Source organism: Vibrio sp. DW001 (assembly GCF_029016285.1).
Taxonomy (GTDB): Bacteria; Pseudomonadota; Gammaproteobacteria; order Enterobacterales; family Vibrionaceae; genus Vibrio.
Genome location: NZ_CP091975.1, coordinates 2,065,360 through 2,086,530, shown reverse-complemented (window position 1 = coordinate 2,086,530; position 21,171 = coordinate 2,065,360). Strand labels below are relative to the sequence as shown.

The 21,171-nt window shown below is 43.6% G+C and carries 12 protein-coding genes and 1 pseudogene; 12 read left to right on the top strand and 1 reads right to left on the bottom strand.

What is annotated here, in order from left to right:
* Positions 1-46: 46 nt before the first annotated feature.
* From puuE to L3V77_RS09515, 9 genes and pseudogenes are all read left to right on the top strand, one after another.
* Positions 47-895, top strand: a pseudogene (puuE, locus tag L3V77_RS09555) (allantoinase PuuE); the annotation flags it as partial.
* A 51-nt stretch (positions 896-946) separates the two neighbouring features.
* Positions 947-2,203 (top strand): amidase family protein, encoded by a 1,257-nt coding sequence (locus L3V77_RS09550; RefSeq protein ID WP_275136741.1) that lies wholly within the window; start codon positions 947-949, stop codon positions 2,201-2,203.
* Between the two features lie 38 nt (positions 2,204-2,241).
* Positions 2,242-3,870, top strand: a complete 1,629-nt coding sequence (locus L3V77_RS09545) for a gamma-glutamyltransferase (RefSeq protein WP_275133932.1) — start codon at positions 2,242-2,244, stop codon at positions 3,868-3,870.
* Positions 3,867-4,685, top strand: a complete 819-nt coding sequence (locus L3V77_RS09540) for a sulfite exporter TauE/SafE family protein (RefSeq protein ID WP_275133931.1) — start codon at positions 3,867-3,869, stop codon at positions 4,683-4,685. Before L3V77_RS09545 ends, L3V77_RS09540 begins: the two co-directional genes overlap by 4 nt.
* 65 nt (positions 4,686-4,750) lie before the next feature.
* Complete coding sequence (locus L3V77_RS09535) at positions 4,751-5,980, top strand: alanine--glyoxylate aminotransferase family protein (protein ID WP_275133930.1); 1,230 nt, start codon at positions 4,751-4,753, stop codon at positions 5,978-5,980.
* Between the two features lie 3 nt (positions 5,981-5,983).
* Positions 5,984-7,264: an allantoate amidohydrolase gene (locus tag L3V77_RS09530; protein ID WP_275133929.1), complete on the top strand. Its 1,281-nt coding sequence runs from the start codon at positions 5,984-5,986 to the stop codon at positions 7,262-7,264.
* Positions 7,265-7,319: 55 nt separating this feature from the next.
* On the top strand, positions 7,320-7,589 hold the full coding sequence (locus L3V77_RS09525) for a SemiSWEET transporter (RefSeq protein ID WP_275133928.1): 270 nt from the start codon (positions 7,320-7,322) through the stop codon (positions 7,587-7,589).
* Positions 7,590-7,619: 30 nt separating this feature from the next.
* A complete protein-coding gene (locus tag L3V77_RS09520) occupies positions 7,620-9,671 on the top strand; it encodes a caspase family protein (RefSeq protein ID WP_275133927.1) in 2,052 nt (683 codons plus the stop codon).
* A gap of 288 nt (positions 9,672-9,959) precedes the next feature.
* Positions 9,960-12,818 carry an ABC transporter substrate binding protein gene (locus tag L3V77_RS09515; RefSeq protein ID WP_275133926.1) on the top strand — a complete coding sequence of 953 codons (2,859 nt, stop codon included), beginning with the start codon at positions 9,960-9,962 and terminating at the stop codon, positions 12,816-12,818.
* 4 nt (positions 12,819-12,822) lie between these two features.
* Here L3V77_RS09515 and L3V77_RS09510 read toward each other — a convergent pair whose 3' ends face one another.
* Positions 12,823-17,910, bottom strand: coding sequence for a caspase family protein (locus tag L3V77_RS09510; RefSeq protein WP_275133925.1), 5,088 nt, complete (start codon positions 17,908-17,910; stop codon positions 12,823-12,825).
* Positions 17,911-18,222: 312 nt separating this feature from the next.
* On the opposite strand from L3V77_RS09510, the gene L3V77_RS09505 reads away from it, so the two are divergent.
* The 3 genes from L3V77_RS09505 (at position 18,223) to L3V77_RS09495 (ending at position 21,171) form a co-directional block, all read left to right on the top strand.
* A complete protein-coding gene (locus L3V77_RS09505; protein ID WP_275133924.1) occupies positions 18,223-19,065 on the top strand; it encodes an SMP-30/gluconolactonase/LRE family protein in 843 nt (280 codons plus the stop codon).
* A gap of 174 nt (positions 19,066-19,239) precedes the next feature.
* Positions 19,240-20,325, top strand: a complete 1,086-nt coding sequence (locus L3V77_RS09500; protein ID WP_275133923.1) for a phosphotransferase — start codon at positions 19,240-19,242, stop codon at positions 20,323-20,325.
* 156 nt (positions 20,326-20,481) lie between these two features.
* Positions 20,482-21,171, top strand: coding sequence for a hypothetical protein (locus tag L3V77_RS09495; protein ID WP_275133922.1), 690 nt, complete (start codon positions 20,482-20,484; stop codon positions 21,169-21,171).

The following is a 21,171-nucleotide window of genomic DNA, read 5'->3' as shown; positions in this document are numbered from 1 at the left end:
TAACCCGATGTAAACGCGTTATAGGACGTCTCAACAAGGAATGATTATGAGCGATAACTACCCAAGAGATTTGGTCGGGTACGGGGAAACGCCACCAAACCCAAACTGGCCCAACAAGGCAAGAATTGCGGTCCAATTTGTGATTAATTATGAAGAAGGCGCTGAGAATTGTGTGCTTCATGGGGATGAAGGATCTGAGAAGTTTCTCTCTGAGATCATTGGTGCAGATTCCTACCAAGACAGGCATCTTAGTATGGAGTCGATCTATGAGTACGGTAGCCGCGCTGGTTTCTGGCGTCTACATCGATTGTTCAATAAAGAGCAGATTCCAGTAACGGTCTTCGGTGTTGCAAAAGCACTAGAGAAGAACCCTGAGGTGGTTAAAGCCATGCTGGATTCTGACTGGGAAATTGCGAGCCACGGTTTACGTTGGATAAGTTATCAAAGCTTCACACGAGAGCAAGAAAAAGCCCACATGGATGAGGCGATTTCGATCCATGAGAAGGTAACGGGAAGTAAGCCGAGAGGTTGGTACACTGGTAGAACGAGCCCGCATACGTTGGCACTCATTGCGGATCGTAATGACATTCTTTATTGTGCTGATAGCTATGCAGATGATCTGCCATACTGGGATGAGAATTACTCCAAACCGTTATTAATGGTGCCTTACACACTGGATACCAATGATATGCGTTTTGCTACTCCACAAGGCTTTAATGGCGGTGAACAGTTCTACCAGTATCTAAAAGATGCCTTTGATGAATTGTATTTGGAGGGAGACGTAAATCCTAAAATGTTGAGTATTGGCCTACATTGTCGTCTGGTCGGAAGGCCCGCGCGAATTGCAGGGTTGAGACGATTTATCTTATACGTTAAGCAATTCACGGATGTCTGGTACGCGACACGTGAACAAATAGCGGAGCATTGGCTGTCTGAACATAAGAAAGTGGACAACAAGGCCACTAAAAAAAAGCCATTAGGGGATAGCGTGACCGCTACTGCCCCTAGAGAGAAAGAGAACGCAAAGAGCGATGTTTCTGTCCAGCTTCACAATATTGAGGACATCTCGTCGGTCGAAAATGAAACACAAACCATTATCAGTGATGCGCTATCAGAAGTCAGAGTTTCTGTTAAAGACCTCTTCGCTATAAAAGGCTTTAAGACGGGAGCAGGTCTTCCACGTTGGTTAGCGCAAGCGCCAATTGAGAAACGTAATGCTAAGGCGGTCGATCTTCTGTTACAACACGGGGCTAGGTTAACCTATAAAACACAACTAGACGAAATGGCTTATTCGCTTGCTGGCAACAACAGCCATCATGGTGTTTCAGTTAATCCACGTGACAACATGCGCACGAGTGGGGGGTCGAGCTCGGGTTCTGCGGTTTCGATTGCTCTGGGGGAGTCTGAACTATCGTTGGCAACTGATACAGGGGGCTCAATTAGAGTCCCTGCCAGTTATTGTGGATTGTTTGGCATGCGACCTACCTACGGTGTTATTTCTGAACAAGGGTTGGTGCCGCTTTCGCCAACGTTCGATACTCCGGGCTTGCTGGCAAAGGAGTTGTCAATATTGGAAAAAGGTTATCAATCATTATTAGGAAATAAGACTATCGTCCCATTAAATAGTATGGCGTGGTGCGAGGTGTTATGGGACGGAGTCAATAAAGAACTGAAATCTTATGCCGAACAAATCTTCTTAAATTTTGAAGGTCATACAACGCGTTTAGACGATCCGCCATTGAGCGCGGAGGAGAGAAGATTTTGCTTTTCAGTGCTTCAAGCCACCTCTTTGTGGGACACTCATCGTCGGTGGTTGATGGCGAATCTATCTGCATTTGGTGCTGACATCCAACAGCGTCTGCGGTGGGGGCAAAATATCAGCAGTGTAGATAAAGAGAGGGCCTTGAGCCTACGGGAAGAGTGGAATAGTGAGAAATCGAATTGGTTACCCGACGGGTGTGTTCTACTCATGCCAACGGTTCCCAATGTTGCACCGTTGATCGATTCGAATAAGGATGAAATCAATAACGAAAGGCAAGTATTGCTCGGGCTCACCTCTATTGCAGGTTTAAGTGGCTGGCCTCAATTGCAGATACCTGCAATAACGATCGGTAAAGCTCCGATAGGTCTGAGTTTATTGGGTAAAGAGAATTCAGACCTGTCATTGATTCATTTTGCTAAACAACAAGTAAACTCGTTGTAAAATAGAATGGTAGTTACACACATAGTAAAGGGATGTTTATGTCATACAGTTCAGCGGTTACCGCCCCGCATTATCTTGCTTCCCTAGCAGGAGAGAAAATATTACAACAGGGTGGAAATGCCGTAGAGGCGTGTATTGCTATGGCGAGCGCATTAACGGTGGTGTATCCACACATGACGAGTTTGGGCGGTGATGGTTTTTGGCTTATTCATAAGCCCGGAGAATCACCTATCGCCATCAATGCTGCAGGTCAGTGTGTTCAAGATTTATCTAACGCAGAATTTGGTCAGCATCAGAGAGGTCCAAAGGTGGCTTTGACTACCGCGGGTGTTGTCTCGGGTTGGGAAATGGCGTTATCAACGTATGCTGGTTCGCTCTCATTAGACAAGATATTTGAGCCTGCAATCGAGTATGCGACGAATGGATTTGAGGTGACGCAGAGTTTACGTGATGCGCAATGCAAACTGATTGATGAATGGGGTGGTGACGATTTCTCGACGGTATTTTTGAAGCAATCCAAAGCTCATGAGGTTGGAGACCTGATGATTTTGCCTGCGATGGCGAGAACCTATCAACAGCTAGCAAAAGCAGGATTACAAGATTGGTATCACGGGGATCTAGCCCGAGAAAATGCGCGTTATTTAAAGCAGGAAGGGAGCCCTATTTCTCTGCAAGATATCGCTAACACATCTGCTCAGATATCAACGCCACTAAAAGCGGTCACACAGTGGGGGAGTTTCTATAACCTTGGTGCGCCTACTCAAGGCGGAGCGTCATTGAATATCCTTGCTTTGCTAAACCATTATGTCGAGCAGCGAGCAGAAAAAGATGACTATTGGCGCAGTGATGAAGGAGAGGAGGAGTTGCTTCACTACCTAATCGAATCGGTAAAAGTCGCGTTTGACTGGCGCAATAGCAACCTAAGTGATAAAGCGTCATTGAACGACCAGATGCAAGCGCGTCTTTCGACAGACTCGATAAGCGAACAAAACCGATTGATTTCCTCTACTGCTGCTCCGTGGCCGACCCCTGGTCCTATTGGAGACACCGTTTGGATGGGGGTCGTGGATAGCGACGGTTTAGCGGTAAGTTATATTCAAAGTATCTATTGGGAATTTGGTTCTGGTATGGTTAATCCAGCGACAGGCGTTGTCTGGAACAACCGTTGTTTAGGCTTTAGTACAGAACCGACACATGCTAATTTTATCAAAAGTGGTCACCAACCAATGCATACTCTTAATCCGCCGTTAGCGTTGCTGAAAGACGGGTCTAGATTTATCTACGGAACCATGGGTGGAGAAGGACAACCTCAAACTCAAGCCGCATTGATTTGGCGGTACCTGATACAAGGTAAGAATATCGGTGATTCGATTGCACTACCACGTTGGTTATTGGGTAAAACATGGGGCAAAGTGAGTGAAAACCTCAAATTGGAGGCCGCTTTGTATCGCAAGCATGCTGCAACGCTACAAGAAAGAGGACACGATGTGGTGTCCGCTCCCGATTTAGCCGAGTTTTTCGGCCATGCAGGTGCTATCCACGTATCTAAGCAAACGACGACTGCCGCATCGGACCCAAGAAGTAACGGCAAAGCAATCATAAATAACGAGTGTTCAGTTAGTGAACATAAATGGTCGATAAACAGTAAGGGAACAAATAGAAAATGAACGACGTTATTCAGGTATTACCTGTGATATTAGCTCTATTAGCGACAGGTGTAGTTGCTGGATTGTTAGCGGGGTTATTAGGTGTTGGGGGCGGTATTGTTATTGTTCCTGTCCTTTTTTATCTATTTCAACACTTTGGGGTAAGCTCGACATCTGCCATGATGATTGCTACCGCCACATCACTGGCCACCATCGTTCCTACTTCCTTAAGCTCGATTAAGGCGCACAACAAAAATGGTAATGTAGACTGGGTTCTACTTAAATGGCTTGCCCCGTTTATTGTATTTGGTGTTGTCTGCGGAAGTTTATTGGCGACACGTGTTGGTGGCCCTTGGCTTACGGCGGCGTTTGGCATTATCGCCACCCTTTCCGCGCTCAATATGTTACTTGGTGCAAACGCCGCACCTTTGGCACAATCGTTACCGAGTAAAACCGGCCAAGGTGTGATAGGAACGTGTATTGGTTGTCTGAGTGCAATGATCGGCATTGGTGGCGGTACGTTAACAGTGCCCACATTGTCTGCCTTTAATTTTCCAACCCATAAGGCTGTCGGCACGGCAGCTACTGTCGGGTTGTTAATTGCACTGCCTGGTGTCGTGACGATGTTGTTGGTAGGCACAACACCAAGCGATGCTCCTTTTGGTAACTACGGTTTAGTCAACTGGTTAGGGTTCCTATTTATTGTTCCGCTAACGGTGTTTTTCTCACCAATTGGTGCGAGTCTAGGTAAAAAACTCGATAATGCAATGTTGAAAAAGGTGTTTGCAATCGTCCTTGCTTTCACCGGTATTCGTATGTTGTTACAAACCTTATAAATACAGGAATGTAGATTTAATCTAGATGGCTATTTAGACGGAAAATCACCTTCAAGGAAGAAGATATGGACTTATTTGAACGACTTTCACCCCCTCCTCGTATTCTCATGGGTCCCGGGCCAATCACGGTTTACCCCCGAGTATTGCAGGCGATGGGCAATCAACTGATTGGACAATATGACCCGGTAATGACGGGCTATATGAACCAAACCATGGCGTTATATCGATCCGTATTTAAAACCAAGAACCAAGCCACCGTGTTGGTAGATGGTACTGCCAGAGCCGGTATTGAAGCGGTATTGGTGTCACTTATCGAACCGGGAGACAAAGTACTGGTGCCAGTTTTTGGTCGTTTCGGACATCTACTTGCTGAAATTTCGGAGCGCGCGGGCGCAGATGTCGTCACCTTTGAGGTTGAGTGGGGCACCGTGGTGACCGATTCAATGCTAGAACAACAGATTACTCGTCATAAACCCAAAGTGCTTGCGCTTGTACAAGGCGATACTTCAACCACGATGCTGCAACCTTTAAACGGTGCGGGTGAATTGTGTAAAAAGCATGGTGTGCTTTTTTATAGTGATGCGACGGCGTCGATCGTTGGTAATGAGTTTGAAGCCGACGAATGGCAACTTGATGCGGTCTCAGTTGGATTACAGAAATGTCTGGGTGGGCCATCGGGCTCAGCGCCAGTAACGTTAAGTGAGAAAGCCGTCGAGGAAATACGGCAAAGGAAGCATATTGAAGCGGGTATTCGTACCGACGATCACCACGTAGGACAACGGAGTCGGGTTCGTTCTAATTATTTTGATTTGGGCATGATCTTGGATTATTGGGGTGATGAACGTTTAAACCACCATACCGAAGCCACGAGTATGTTATTCGCCGCACGTGAATGTGCGCAGCTCAACCTAGAAGAAGGATTAGACTGTGTTATTGAAAGGCACAAGAGAGCCGGTGATGCATTAGCTGTTGGACTCAAAGCGATGGGATTGGCCTTATTCGGAGACCTAACCCATAAGATGAACAACGTGGTTGGTGTAGTGATTCCTTCTTATGTTGATGGTGAAGCCGTTCGACAGGCAATGCTATCTCAATTCAATATTGAAATTGGCACTTCATTTGGCCCCCTTCACGGCAAAATTTGGCGTATAGGCACGATGGGGTATAACGCAAGGTTAGACACGGTGTTACTCACTCTGGTTGCGTTAGAAGCTCTACTGGTTCAATCAGGTGGTGTCATTAAACAAGGGGCCGCCTATCAGTCAGCGATCGAACGTTATCAGACAGGAAAATAGACGATGGATAAAACGTGGTATCAACAGAAACTGGGCAAACCAACAATGGATAAACTTGCCATTACCGTAATGGAATATTGTCAGGTTCTCGCCAAATACACTCAAACTCCTGGCCAAATGGACAGACGTTATCTGACGCCGGAACATAAGTTGACCAACGAGCAAATACGCACATGGGCAGATGAAAGCCACCTGCCAAGTTGGCAAGATCAGGCGGGCAATCAATGGGTCCGACTTCAAGCAAACAGTGATACAGAGCAGCGCATTATCTTAGGTTCCCATACAGATACCGTTCCTAATGGTGGTAAATACGATGGTGTATTGGGTGTTATTGCTCCTTTGGTTTTGATCAAATATTTCGCGGATAACGGTATTGCCTTTGATTTTCATGTTGATGTGGTGGGATTTGGTGATGAAGAAGGTACGCGTTTCGGTGCAACGCTCCTTGGTAGTTCGGCCATATCCGGTAAATGGATAAGTAAATGGCGTGAGTTAACCGATGATAATGGCGTTAGCTTGGCGCAAGCTATGCGTGACTTCGCTTTGGATGTATCTAAAGTTTCGGAAGCGCAGATAGACAGTAATCATGTGATTGCGTATGTCGAACTTCATATAGAACAAGGCCCTGTATTGGAAGAAAAAGATCTGCCTATTTCTGCGGTAAATGGTATTGCCGGTGCGAAGCGGTTTTCGATTACGTTGGAAGGTAAAGCAGGCCATGCAGGAACTGTCCCCATAGCCTCAAGGCAAGACGCGCTTGTCTCGGCTTGCCAGTGGATTACTGAACTCAATCAAGCCGCGAGAAATTCCATTGCTGATGATTACCCCGTGTTAGCAACAGTGGGTAAATTAGATGTCTATCCTGGTGGTGTGAACGTGATACCCGGTTGTGTGAATATGTCGTTAGATGTAAGAAGTATCAATGATGGTGCGAGAGATGCGTTCATTGCTCGTTCTATTGAACGATTAGAGGGATTGGCAAGCGAAAATGGGGTGAGTATCAAATTGGAAGAAACCCATAACGCACAGGCTGTGAGCTGTGAGCCTAATGTAACGACCGCGATGGTAGAGGTTGTAGAGCAGATCATAGGTGTACCATTAGCATTGACCTCTGGCGCGGGACACGATGCGATGGTTTTGGCCGATATTGTTCCCACAACAATGTTGTTTATGCGTTGTAAAGAGGGCATCAGTCACAGCCCCAAAGAGTCGGTTAACGTTGAGGACGTGGCGGTTTCATTATCGGCATTGGCTATGTTTATCAATGAGAAGGTCGCCAATTGATCGTTTTATGGTAATCTTACTTCGGTAAATAACTGACCTATTTTGGTAAACGTTCATGAATGAAACTATCGGCTATTTTGCCGCATTTTGTACCACATTCTCATTTGTTCCTCAGGTAGCATCGATTCTTAAAACTAAAAATGTAGATGGGATATCTACTGGCATGTATTGCATGTTTGTAACGGGTGTTTTTAGTTGGTTAATTTATGGTATTGTTAATCAAGATTGGCCGTTAGTAATCGCAAATGTGATTACCGGTTTTCTTTCTAGTTTGGTGCTTATCCTAAAACTCACTTCAGGTAGGAAAAAGTCAATTAATCAGTAGGATACTTAGGTTATGCAGGTATGTTTTAGGATGGTTCGGCCCGTTTTTCTAGTTATACTATCATTGTTATCGACCAGTGTTATCGCGCAAAAATACGCACTATTGGTCGGCGTTGGTAACTATCCTAATCTACCTGAAAGTGCTCAACTATTAGGGCCAGAAAACGATGTTGAGATCATTCAGGACGTACTACTGAAGAATAAATTCGATAAAAAACACATCTATTCATTGGTCACTAAACCAAGTTTTGAATCGCCTACGCGACGTAATATTTTAACGCGATTAGAGCAGTTAGTTACGGCAGCTGGTGAGGGCGATTTCTTTTATCTGCATTTTTCTGGGCACGGCAGCCGTCAGCCTGCAAAGGTTCAGTCGAATGACGAAGCCGATGGTTTAGATGAAATATTCCTCCCAACCGATGTCGGTGAGTGGAACAAAGAAATGGGCGCAGTGAAGAATGCGATAGTAGATAACGAGATTGCTTACTATATCAATGCGATTCGTGACCGTGGTGCAGATGTCTGGATCGTGTTTGACAGCTGCCATTCAGGGACAATGACAAGAGGGGCAGCGATGCCTGATATAAGGTTCCGTCAAGTCGCGCCATCCATACTCGATATCCCTGTGATCCCCTCGAATACACCCCAGTCGACCGACAGTTTGCCTTTTAGTCAATGGAACGACTCTCGTCATGATAAAGATACGGGATTACAAAAAGCGCTATTCCACGCATCTGCAAATTCGCTTTCGACAATCAGAGGTGAGTTAATCGCCTTTTCTGCCGCTCAAAGCACGCAAACCACACCTGAAATGAAACTGCCACGTAGCGATGACGCTTCTCGGTTTCATGGGTTGTTTACTTATGCCCTAATGGACGTTTTAGCGTCGAACTCAACACTTAGTTATCAACAATTGGCACAGAAAATAGTGGCTCGCTACGAAAGTATTCCGTGGAGAAGCAGCATACCTCTATTTAGTGCAACGGATTTGACCAAATCTGTGTTTGATTCTGAAGACAGTGGGGAACCACAATTTGTCGGTAATATTCAGGGAAACGAGTTGGTTATTCAAGGAGGGGCGTTATCGATGTTGACGGCAAACTCGTTAGTGGCAATATATTCCGACCCTTTGGATCAAGATAAAGACTATTTGGCTGAAGTCACTATTGACCGTGCGACGGCTGTGACTAGCTATGCATCTGTTCAGTCTTTAGAAATCGGAACATGGCCGGAAAATGTGTATGTTCGCATCATTGATTCGGCACTCAATGCGACGTTAAATATCGCGATGTTACCTTCAAAAAACAGGTCGCCCTCTCAGAGGGAAGCACTGCAAACTCAATTAGAAAATATCGCTTCTCGTCAACCACAGTTTACACTTAGCGAAGTAAACAACGCGTCTATATTAGTCAGTGAATTCGACAACAAGTATTGGTTTCTGCGGGCAGATCAATCACTACCGTGTGAAGAGCAACAGATAGAGAAAACACAAGAGGCAACTTGCTTGGAAGATAGAGTGGCACAGCGACTACTTAACGTATCGGTTCCTCGTTCGCAAAGAAGTCGTTTAGTTGTTATTAAGAATAGCTTATTAAAGATCGCGAATGTTGAACGCTTACTAAGTAGTAATGTCCGATTAACGGGAACCCAGAAGCACCTTAAGGTTGAGTTTAACGTTAAACGGGATAACAACGTTCAGTCATTACCCATTAATGTACGTCCGACGTTAAAAGAGAACGATCAAATTCTTTTCGAAATAAAAAACATAAGCCGCAAACCTCAAGATATAAATATATTTTTTATCGACAGTCAATATGGTATTACTCAATTATATCCGCAGAGTGGTCAACCCAATCGTTTACAACCCAACGAATCGCTTTCGTTCAATTGGTACGTCAATGTGAGCACAACAGGTGTTGAGCATTTAATGTTATTTAGTCAAATGTCAGAAGGTGTTGGCGTGAGTTTTCCCCATTTGGAGCAGGCGTCGCTTCAGGTGTCTACTCGTGGTTTTAAATTGAGCTCGCCACCAGAACAAGGGGGGTTAGAGCTGTTCTCTTGGGAGGTTGGCAATGACCTATAAAGAGACATCGATAGTAAAACAGTTTTGGATAGAGGTGGTTATATCCTCGTATTGTTATGCTGGAAAGCACGACGGAACGCTATTGTCACTTAAATGAAAATATCCTTTATTTAATAAGAGTCTGTGAAACTGTTTTTTATAGTCAATATAATCTCAACTAGATGATTATCCTAATAAATGGCTGACCACCATTCATTTATTATATGAATGGCTGGTGTGATTTTGATGGCATTTTGTTACTCATTGATATGCTATAGTAATCGTCCTTGAACTTGATAACGAGTCCGTATGAATACTATGAAGAAGTCCTATTGGACTAAATTTTCTTCATTTGCAAATATCGGCCTAATATTGTTAGCCCTTGTGGTGTTGTTCTTTTCTTCGTTGACTTATGCTACTACTCAAGCTGAGGCTCAAGCGACAAAACGTTTATTGCTTATTTATTCTTATCATCCAACTTTTCAAACGACGGAGAAGGTCTTTCAAGGGCTGAGGTCGGGTCTGGATGAATCTGGTATTAGAGTTGATATTGATATCGAATATATGGACAGCAAATCGCTGTATGATGAAAATACCGTTAATAATTTTTACACCACCTTAAAATATAAACTCTCTAATAAGATGGAATATGACTTTATTGTTACCGCAGACGATAATGCGTTAATTTTTGCCCTAAAATATCAAGATGAATTATTCTCGTCGATACCCATTACTTTTCTCGGTGTTAATAATATCGAATTGGCCAAAGCTCAGAACGATAACCCTCTTGTTACCGGTGTAATAGAAGCCGTGACGTTAGACGCGACTATCGACATCATACTGTCTGCGTTTCCGGAAAGAAAAGATATTTTTGTGGTGAGTGATGGGACGACATCAGGAAAAACGGATACAACAAAGTTGTTGCGATTCTTTCGAGACTACCCATCAATACACTGGCACTTACTTGATTTGGCAGATCTGAGTTGGGTAGAGTTTAAAGTTAAGCTTCATCAAATTGATTCGGCCTCGAGCACAATTCTCCTCCTTTCTGCCTATAGGGACAAAAACGCATCAAGCCTTCCGTTTTATGATTCGCTTAACTATATTGTCGAGAATACCAAAGCGCCTATATTTCATCCCTATGAACATGGAATGGGGAACGGTGTATTTGGCGGCGTAGTGATAAGCCATAGGCGTCAAGGTTATGAAGCCGGTAAGCTTATTTCTATGTACTTGGATGGAATCGACATTGCTACGGTTTCTGTTGTTGAAAGTAGCCCTAATATCCCTATTTTTGATGATCAACAACTCATAAAGTACGACGTATCTAACTCCCAGCTTCCGACTGATGCGGAGATTCGTTTCGAGAAACCGAATACGTTTGAACTTTATAATACTCACATAATGATATCGCTCTTGGTTGTGGTTATGTTGTTAATTGTGCATATTTTTATTCGCTATCAAAATAGCAAGAATTTGGAGGCGAGCGAAAAAAAACTCAATCTCATTTTAGATAGTATTGATGCATATATTTATTTAAAAGATGCGGCCGGAAAATATCTGTTTGCAAATAAGCTGACAAGAGAGCAATTCGGCTTGTCTTTACAACAGATGATAGGTAAGAGTGATTTTGATCTTTATGATCAAGAGATGGCAGAAAAAATAGTAGAAGTTGACCAGCAGGTATTTAAATACAAGCATCGATATTCTAAAGATGAAAGTTTTTGGCGCGAAGATTGGCAATCGCAACAGGATGTTAAAACGACCAAGATTCCCCTCATTAACAATAACGCCGATATCTATGCGCTTTGCGGTGTGTCGTTAGACGTTACCGCACAGAAGCGCCATGAACGATTACTTGAACAGGCCATCTTTTACGATTCCTTAACGGGTGTACCAAATCGGTTGGTATTTATGGATCGTCTGGTTCAAGCGATTTGCAAAAGTGAAGAAAACAACAGCTTTCTGTATGTCGCTTTTTTCGATATCGATGATTTTAAGAACGTGAATAAGCTTTATGGCCATGAGTTTGGCGATATAGTCATTAAGAACGTGATAAATAGAGTAAAAGAGGTCCTTCGTAAAGGCTGTGTTATCGCAAGGCTTGGTGGTGATGAATTTTACTTGTTGTTTGAATCGAACAGCAACGGGAAAGAAGAAGTCGAACTTGTTTTAGATTGCATATCTGAGCCGTTTGAGATTAATGGTAAACAAGTGGTGGTAACGGCTGGCGCTGGGCTGACAAGTTACCCACAAGACATCCCATTAGAGCCCGAGCATCTAATGAGGCAAGCAGAACAAGCGTTATATGTGGCGAAGAGCTATGGCGTGAACCATATTCATAACTTTAATGGCTATGCTTCCCACCAACAGAGTTCAGATAGATTTAAAGAGTTACTTACGGCCTTCTCTTCACAAGAACTTGTATTATATTATCAACCTAAAGTTAGCCTGACGACCGGATGTCTGGTGGGCGTAGAGGCACTTATTCGTTGGAATCATCCTAAAGAGGGTTTATTAAGTCCTGCTCATTTTTTACCGGATCTTGAGCGATACAATTTAATTAAGAAGCTGGATGATTGGGTTATAGATAATGTATTAACTCAGGTAAATACTTGGCATAAAAATGGATCAAATATTCCGGTGAGTATAAATGTTAGCCACGCTTACTTTAGACAACGAAACATAGCTCAGCTCGTCCAAAATAAGTTATTTCAGTTTCCAGGGTTGCCTCCATCATTAATAGAGATGGAGATAGTAGAAACCAATGCATTGGAAAACCTCACTGAAGTGGCTAATACGATTCGAGCATGCAATGAATTAGGTATTAGCTTTTCTTTGGACGACTTTGGTACTGGATACTCGTCATTGACCTACCTTCAACAATTGCCTGTTAATACCCTCAAAGTCGACAGGAGCTTTGTGATTAATATGCTAAATAGCCCGACAGATATGAGCATTCTAGAAGGTATCTTAGGTCTGTGTCGGGCATTTGACATGACGGCCGTAGCCGAAGGTGTAGAAACATTGGAGCATGGGCGCAGGCTTAAAGAAATGGGCTATCATGTGGTACAAGGGTATGGCATAGCTAGACCTATGCCACAAGAAGAGTTACTCGACTGGATCGATGGTTGGGTACCACCGAAAGAATGGAATATTACCCACTGATCTTTTAGTCGTTCAATTGTTGCAATGCAATATCGCGCTGGCCCGCAAAGTCAAATAGTACTGGTTGTTGAATCTTACCTAACGCCGATTGAGCATTTGTGTCGGTTGGGGCAGCACCAAGACCTCTAGTATTACTTTGCAAAGAGCTAAATTCACCAGAACGTAACTCATTGACCAACTCTGGCACCCGTTTAACGCCATAGCTTAACCATTCACGGACAGAGATTTCGTTGTTTTCTGGAAAGTAGTCTGCTTGGCCAGAAGCTAAACCTTCTTTTGCCAAGCTGTAGCTCAGGTATCCGTGGTTAAGCTGGTCACTCTCTAATGCAAACTGCTCGGCTTGGCTGGCACTCAAATAAAACATTTTCTTATCCCACGCAAGCTGGCCTAATCCTCGGCTTCCCATCGGTCCCGGTTTGAAACCTTTTGAATCGAGCGCACCTGCAGATTGACAAGCATCGACAATCATCACCATGGTTCCAACATCAACAGATTCTAAAAGACGAGTGAACTCGGTACTTGATAGAGCACTTTGAAGAAGTGCTGGGCTGATCTCTCGACTATCGCCTTTGGCTATATCGCTGGTAAAGAAATAAAACTCTCCAGCGGCCAATAGGCCATGCCCAGAAAAACTAAATAAGATCAGATCGTCGGGTGTTGCTTTAATGATGTTTTCCCAATCATTAATACTCGGCAATGGGATGTCCTCTCCGGCGAGTCTTCGCATTACCTTGGTTATCGTCTCTTTTGTTGCGTTCTTGAACTCGTGATCAGAGGTGAGTGGGATAGGGATGACGTTATAACCTTGTTCCATTAATGATGAGGACGAGAGACGCTGTTGCATTTCCAATGCGTCGTTGGCAGCGTAAGTGAGATCCCACGAGGCGTTGTTATACTGGTTTACACCAACCGTAATGACATAGGCACGTTTTTCTCGCTCGATATTGTGAACGGCTTGGTAAGGAATAACTAAGACGGGTGTTCGAATGCCTTGCCTGTTAAATGCATAGGCACTGAATTCTATGGGTTCTTTATTAGGGAACGAGTTGTTTGACGATGGCAGCTGTATTTCGCTGAAGGTCACGATTTGTCGCCCCGGATGATCGATGTTTTTAACTCGCCCCACTAACTGGTTGTTTCTAAATAGTTGGACAGAATCTATCCCTTCATCATCTGAATCAATAGCAAGATTGATCGTGACGGTCCCGTTGTTGTTGCTCACAAGCCTTTCAAAATCCAATACAGGTTGACGTGTATCAATGCTTTGTAGATCGATTGTCTCTGGAAACGCTTCAAAATTCAACGCTCTAACAAGCAGGGCTGGTTCATAATACGCCTGCATGAAATTTTCAAGAGGCAAGGGTGATAGCGGTTTGCTTTTTACTATCCATGAAGCGTTAGGAATATCGCCAGGAGCCGAGCTATCGTATCTCCCTTCTTGGTCGGTGACTAACCAACCGTTCTTTTCCATTAACATCAAGCTTACGATTGGTTCAAATGTATCAGGGTCTAAAAACAGTAAATTTTGCTCTGAGGTTATTGCGGTCAAATATTCACCATTGTCGCTGTAACGCATATCGGTAATAGAGTCATTAAGCACAACAAAGGGCCCATTACTGCTTCGCTCATTAACGATAAAACTGCGTGAGGCGGCGCGTACAACTCGATATTGCTCGTCGGAATGGGGGGGCATTAACAAAGCCGCAACGCGGCCTAACAGTTCCTGTTCTTTCGATACCACGCCATTGGTCAAGTCTATGCGTAACCAGCCATTCTCCGTTAAAAGTGAGAGCTTTTGTTCGTCAGCGATAACCTCGATCACGTTGTCTACACTGATGTTTGAATTACCAAAGTCAGGCGATTTGGTTAGCGGTAATAATTCAAGGTTATCCTCAATTGATGCGCTAATTGTATCGCTGGTAATATTGAGTAATTGGAATTGGTCGTTGTCTATTTCAGCCATTAACCAGATACCAAATCCAGTACTGCTTTGATAACCTGTTAGTAGGTTTAGCGACTGATATTCTAGGTCGCTGGCAATCTCTTGATAGTGAAGGTTGTTACCTGTCCATGTTAGCTGGGCGAGGGCAAGTCGTTTTTGACTTCCAACATAACCATTGTCTGATAACAACCACCATGTTGCGCCGACCTTAATTAGGTCCGTTGGTTTTTGATTCTGGCTTAGCTCAATGCTATCCAGTGCTAGGTTTTTAAGGTCAAGCACGGTTAGGTTATCAGCGAAGTCTGAGACCAGAAGAAGATGGGTATTATCCAGTTTCTCCATTATGGAATACGTATGGTTAAGGTGTTCTCCAGTGGGTAACTGACGCCCTGTCTCTAAGGACCAGAGTTGAATACCTTCCGATGTTCTGAGAGCCATCAGTTTCTGGTCTTCGAAAAGTGTGGATTGCAACACTCTGCGGTTTCTTGCTCGCAATTCATTGATGAGTTGATTATTGGAACGGCGATAAATTGAATAACCGGATTCGGCTTTGGTGATTTTCACCCACTCGTTTGTTGCGCTGTTTTTTGCTGTAAATTGACCTTGATATGTACCGTTATCGGTTATTTCGGTAAGGGTTTCGCTATCAAAGTAGAGAATTATCTCTGGGGCATCCCAGCTGCTTTTCTCTATATTTACTTGCAACATATGATTGCTATCAGTACGTGCGATATATTGGGGTGTTGAAGGAAGCGCTGTTACTTGTTTAGCTCCACTATTGAGATCCCAACTGACCAATTCTGATTCAAAGCCAATAACGATTTTATTATTGGTGGTGAATTTGCCTATAAATGGCCTAGCAAGATGCTCAACACCGGAGATAAGCTTGCTGTGCTCAAACCTATCGATTCTATTAAAGTTGGCTGTGTCATAAATATCAATGGAAGCTTGCTCTAGAACCAATAATCTGTTTTGTGTTTCTAGCCAATCGAAGTCGGCGACTTCACCAACCTCTTCCCCCGAGCTCCATGTCATCTGATCATGCTGCAAATCCCACCTCTGTAGATAGGAGCGAAAGCTGTTTTGTTCTTTGATCAGAGCGAAGAGTGTTGCCCCATCAGCAGAGAGTTGAAGCTTTAACACGTTTCCATTGGACAGCCTGATTTTCCTAATGGCGCGTCCGCTTGAGGGTTGAAATAGCCAGACTGAACCACCCGCAACGCTTGTTACCGCAAGGTCACTGTTTTGTGCCAATGAGAGTTGAGAAGCATGAACGAAACCCGTTTGACCATTATCGGAATCGCTATAGACCACAAGTTGCGCTGCAGAAGCGTTCTTCAGCGTAGAAGTGGAACTGATGACCATTCCCTGATGATAACCCTCTCTGACCATATAGACTCGGCTTACCAGTGCCGGATAAAACTGGTTAAGCCGCATCGGCTCAGAATCAGGCGTGATATAGAGTGCCTCTAGGTTACTTAACAACAAGGATTGGCTGATATCACCTTTAGCCAATAGTTGCATTATTCGATTTTTTGCTTCATCTCGTTGGCCTAGTGCGGATTGCAGCAGAGCGATGCTGAGTTGATACGTTGGCAAATGAAAATTGTTGGACTTTTTAGCCGCAGTTTCGAGTCGGATGAGTTGATCAAGGGATAATTGTAACTTGCCTTGTTTAAATAGTGCGATAGTCAGATTGTGTCTATAGCTGTCTTGGTAGGTATCCTTGTCTGCATCAATCAGTGCCTCGTTGAGCAGCTTTTCGGCTTTAGCCGCTTGACCATCGGCGATGAGAACGGCGCTGACAAAAAGCAGGTCGTCTTGCCTAAAGTCATTCAGTGGAAACAGAGAAAGAGTTTCTGCTGCTTCACTGATCTTTTCTAATTGGTATAGATTGTGCGCTTTTTCGATAAAAAATCGGTAAATAAATGCCATTTCTGCCGGAACGTGCGAGTTTTTTCTGTTTGCTATTTGTATCGCTTCTGTCTGGGCTTTATTGAAATAGCGTTCTGCTGCTCTCACATCACCCATCATGTCTAGCAAAGAGGCTTGCAGGTGAAGGGCACTAAAGCGAAAGAACGGCGGGATTTCGTCAGATTCAAAAGACGTCAGTTGTTTTTGGAGGTGATGAAAAGTGTGTTCATTTAACGTGTTGCCATGTACGCCTGCTGAACGCAATTTAACCGAAAGTGTGAGGCCTGAATCTAGGTGGGAAGCAGCAGGTTGCTTGTCCACTCTCCATTCTAGGGCGTCGTCATGTTGCTGATATTGGTTGGTGCTGAGTTCGATATTGTACAATTGATAAATGTTCGCAATGTCGTTTTCTTCTCTTAAACTCGCTAGATAAGCGAGGAACCGAACAATAAGCGCTTCATTGTCTCTTTTTATTAGTAACTCGTCGTAGCTTAATTGCAGAACCTGACTCTTGGTAATACTAAGGCGAAACCAGATATTTAGCTCTAACATCCTGACAGATTGATCAAACAAGACACGTTTATCTTCGTCAAAAGCGGCGATTCGAGTTTCGATATCTTGGGGTATTAATGATCTAAATGTCGCCACATCTAACTCAAGTTGTGGATTTTCTGGGTTTAGGCGACTAAACAGTGCGTTTTGCCAATATATGAGCGTATTGATGGTGCTTTTAGCCATCACGCCTTCTTTTTCAGAAAGCTTGTTCACTTGATTGAGTGCTTTGTTCGCCCAAGCCGTAGCGTTATCCAAATCAATATAGGGGTTACGTTCACTAGAGGGGCTCATATTCCTCTGAGTATGTTCCGCAACATGGGTTAATAACCAACTTAGTTGAAGATAACTTTGCCATTGGTATTTCGGTGTTGACTCATAAAACTCAACTTGGGAATGTCGTTTTACAAGGCTATTTTCGCACTGTTTAAGCGCTTGATTAGAGATCGCCATCATCGGGTAGTGCTGACCTAACTGAACTAGGTTTTGGCACTGGGGTGGCAGGTCAATATCGAGCCCCAGTAATGAGTATTCTGCCCATATATAGCCTGCGCTATTGCTGGTCAATGGCATTTGGGCATAATTGGCGTTGGCATAACCAGAAAAGACGGTCGAACAGAGTAGTAGAATGAGATAAGCTTTCTGATTCATTGATAAGAAAGATGATTTTGACCGACATTCCATCGCTTTTGTCTCCTTGAAGGCACTTTACCTATATTCACCAAACACCGATTTTTCACTAAACACAAATGGTTCACTAAATACCAATGGTTTCCGACCTCAGGTATGTACAAACTAATGAGTAAAGGCGGGTGGGTTCTGTATCTTCGCCTAATCTTAGTGACTTTAAAAGCGTCTACTGAGAACAAGTGTATTTATGTTAACCCCATTACTTTATTAACGAATATTGTATGGAAACAAACATAGACTAGAAACGTCAGCACATAGTCGGTATAAATGAATCGTTAATCAGATTGAATAGAGATTGAGATAGATATGAATACCGCTAAGTTAGTCGTCGACTGTAAAAATGCTCATGGTGAGAGTGTCATTTGGTGTAAAAACCGACAACAGGTCCTTTGGACGGATATTGAAGGCCGTTTTTTGTGGACATATTGTCCGACAACTCACTGCGCTAAATCTTACCCAATGCCGGATCGCTTGTGTGCATTTACGATGAGGAATGACAATACCATTCTTGCCGGGTTTGATTCCTATGTTGCCATATTGGATCTTAGTGCTAACAAGGTAGAGAAACAGTTTGATTTCGAGCCTGAGAATCCGTCTAGTCGATTAAATGACGGTAAGTCTGATCGTCAAGGTAACTTTGTTGTGGGCGGAGCCAATGAATCAGATGATGATTCTTACAAGACCTCAGTAATCAAAATTGATAAGGATCTTACAGTTCACACACTAATTGAAGGTGTCACTTGTGCCAACAGTATTTGCTTTTCGCCTGATGGCAAAACGATGTACTTTACCGACACACCAACCAAAACAATCCTTGCCTATGATTACTCACCCGATTGCACCCAGTTATCTGAACCACGCATCCTCTATAAAGGAGAGGGTCGTTTTTCATTGCCAGACGGTTCCACGGTCGATGATGAAGGCTTTCTCTGGAACGCCGTGTGGTCTGGAAATGCCGTCATTCGTATCCATCCTATTACAGGTGAAATAGACAGAATCATTGAAGTTCCGGCTAAAAATCCGACGTGCACGGCAATCGGAGGAAAGGGACGGAATACACTTTATATCACCTCTTCCCGCCAAGGATTATCAGAACAAGAGCTCAAAGCTCAACCCGATTCTGGTGGTTTGTACGCCATTGAACTGTGACGTATTGAATTTCGCTACGATAAAAGTGTAAGAATTTACGCCTACCAAGCGTGATGAATGCCGTCAATATGCGAATTGATATTGGATGAAGCAAAGAAATTGCGTTAAAAAGAAAACAGTAGGCGACGCAACAAATATGCAACGTGAACGTTATCAGTTCGATAGGAATAAAGAATGAATCATAGACAAAAGAATCAAGTGGTCTTTGAAAAGAGTGGTATGAACATTGAAGTTGGTACCGCTGATCTGTGCCCAATGGATCCGGTTGTTCTTGCGGCAACCAACGAGGCGTCAAACTATGTCATTCAAACCTTTCAATCAGGACTGACTGCGGAGGTGTATCGTCTTAGCATAGAAGGCAAAGATTATACCCTTAAAAAGAGGCGCCCTAAGTCGGGCGTGAGTAATATAGACGGTCAATACTCCTTTCTTAACGAGGTCCAAAGGCGACAAGATTTTTACCGTTTGAAACAAGATGAGCAGATAAGGAACGAGTTGGAATGCATTGTGGACACCGTTTATGCCAATTATCAGTTGGGGATAATTTTGTCTCCTTGGATAGAAGGTGAACAAATTACGGATGTAACCCCGTCGCTCATCGAGCAGCTTTTTAGCACCTTGATCGCATGTGAGAAAGTCGGCTTTATGGAATGGGACTTATGCAGCGGTAATATGCTGGTGGATAATACGGGTAAATTAACGCTTTTTGATTTCGGATACATGTACCCAATGAGTCCTTGTACTGAGTTTAATAGTAACGGTTTGAGTGACCCTATATTTCATATAGTCGAACGTTTTGAAACGCGATTCTATTTTGGTTGGCTACTAACCAATAACGTATCCAAGTCAAGACAGCTAGATAACTACAGGATTGTAAAACAGTTGGGTGTTAAGGCATTTGAAAGTAAGATTCGTTGGTTAGTCGAACAGAACGCGGATAGCGTTGTGATTAATCACTTCGAACGAATTGTGAATAAATGGCGCGAAGCACTCATAAATACGGAAGAGCTAAGCAAGTTATTTAGATTAGAATCTTTCCGTTCACATGTTCTGGATATAGAAGATGACTTACATGGAAAAAGCTGTACATCGACAACCGCCATGCGTGTTGAATATGTCCTACACTGCCTTGAAGAGGATTATGATGATCTGTTGCAACAAGGCGGTTTCTTCTATCAAAACAGCGACAAGTCTAAGGATGAATTGATTCAGAGTTACAAAGAGAAACAGGTTCTTGTCGCTCGCTATCAAAGTAAGTAACGCATTATACCACTTTCTATACTGTGTCTAATTTTCTGCCGTTTGCACCGACTATTTACCATTCCCTCCCTATATAACCCATTTATCGCAAACACCAACACGTTTCCACTCCTAAGGTTAACCTTTCCATATTAACCATATGGAAAGGACAAACACATGAAATCGATTATCGCAAGAAACTCAATCGTTGTTGGGCTTCTGTTTAGTAGTCAGGTTTTTGCTGTACCGAGTGAAGAACTCATTGCTCAATATAATCAGGCGGCTCAAGGAGACGAAGCTAAAGTCGAAGTTGTATACGAGCAGCTGCAAAGTGATTTAAAGCGTAATGGCGCGGACGCACTTAGTTTGGTTTATCTAGGCAGTACGCAAACACTGATGGGCCGTGACGCATTTATGCCTTGGAACAAGATGAAACACACAGAGCAGGGTTTAGCCACTATCGCTAAAGGGTTAGACCTGTTAGCTAATGATACGACTTCCTTCGAGAAACAACCGATCCGACAAGGTCTACCCGAATCAATTTTGAGTCGTGCTGTCGCGGCATCTACCTTTACTTTGCTTCCTGATATGTTCAATCATTTCGAACGAGGTTATGACCTTTATTTGGATCTGCTGGCTGAAGAGCGCTTTACCGCTCAACCATTTGCGACCACCTCATGGATCTACTTCTACGCAGTAAAAGCCGCTATAAGAGCGGAAGATACATCACAAGCGGAACGTTGGTTGGAAGAGATGAACCAACGCGACAGCAATAATCCTATGACTCTACAAGCACAAGCTGCTTTTTCGGAAATAAAGGTTTCGCTTACGAATGTTAACCTAACCAAAGCTGAGCAAGCGGGATAA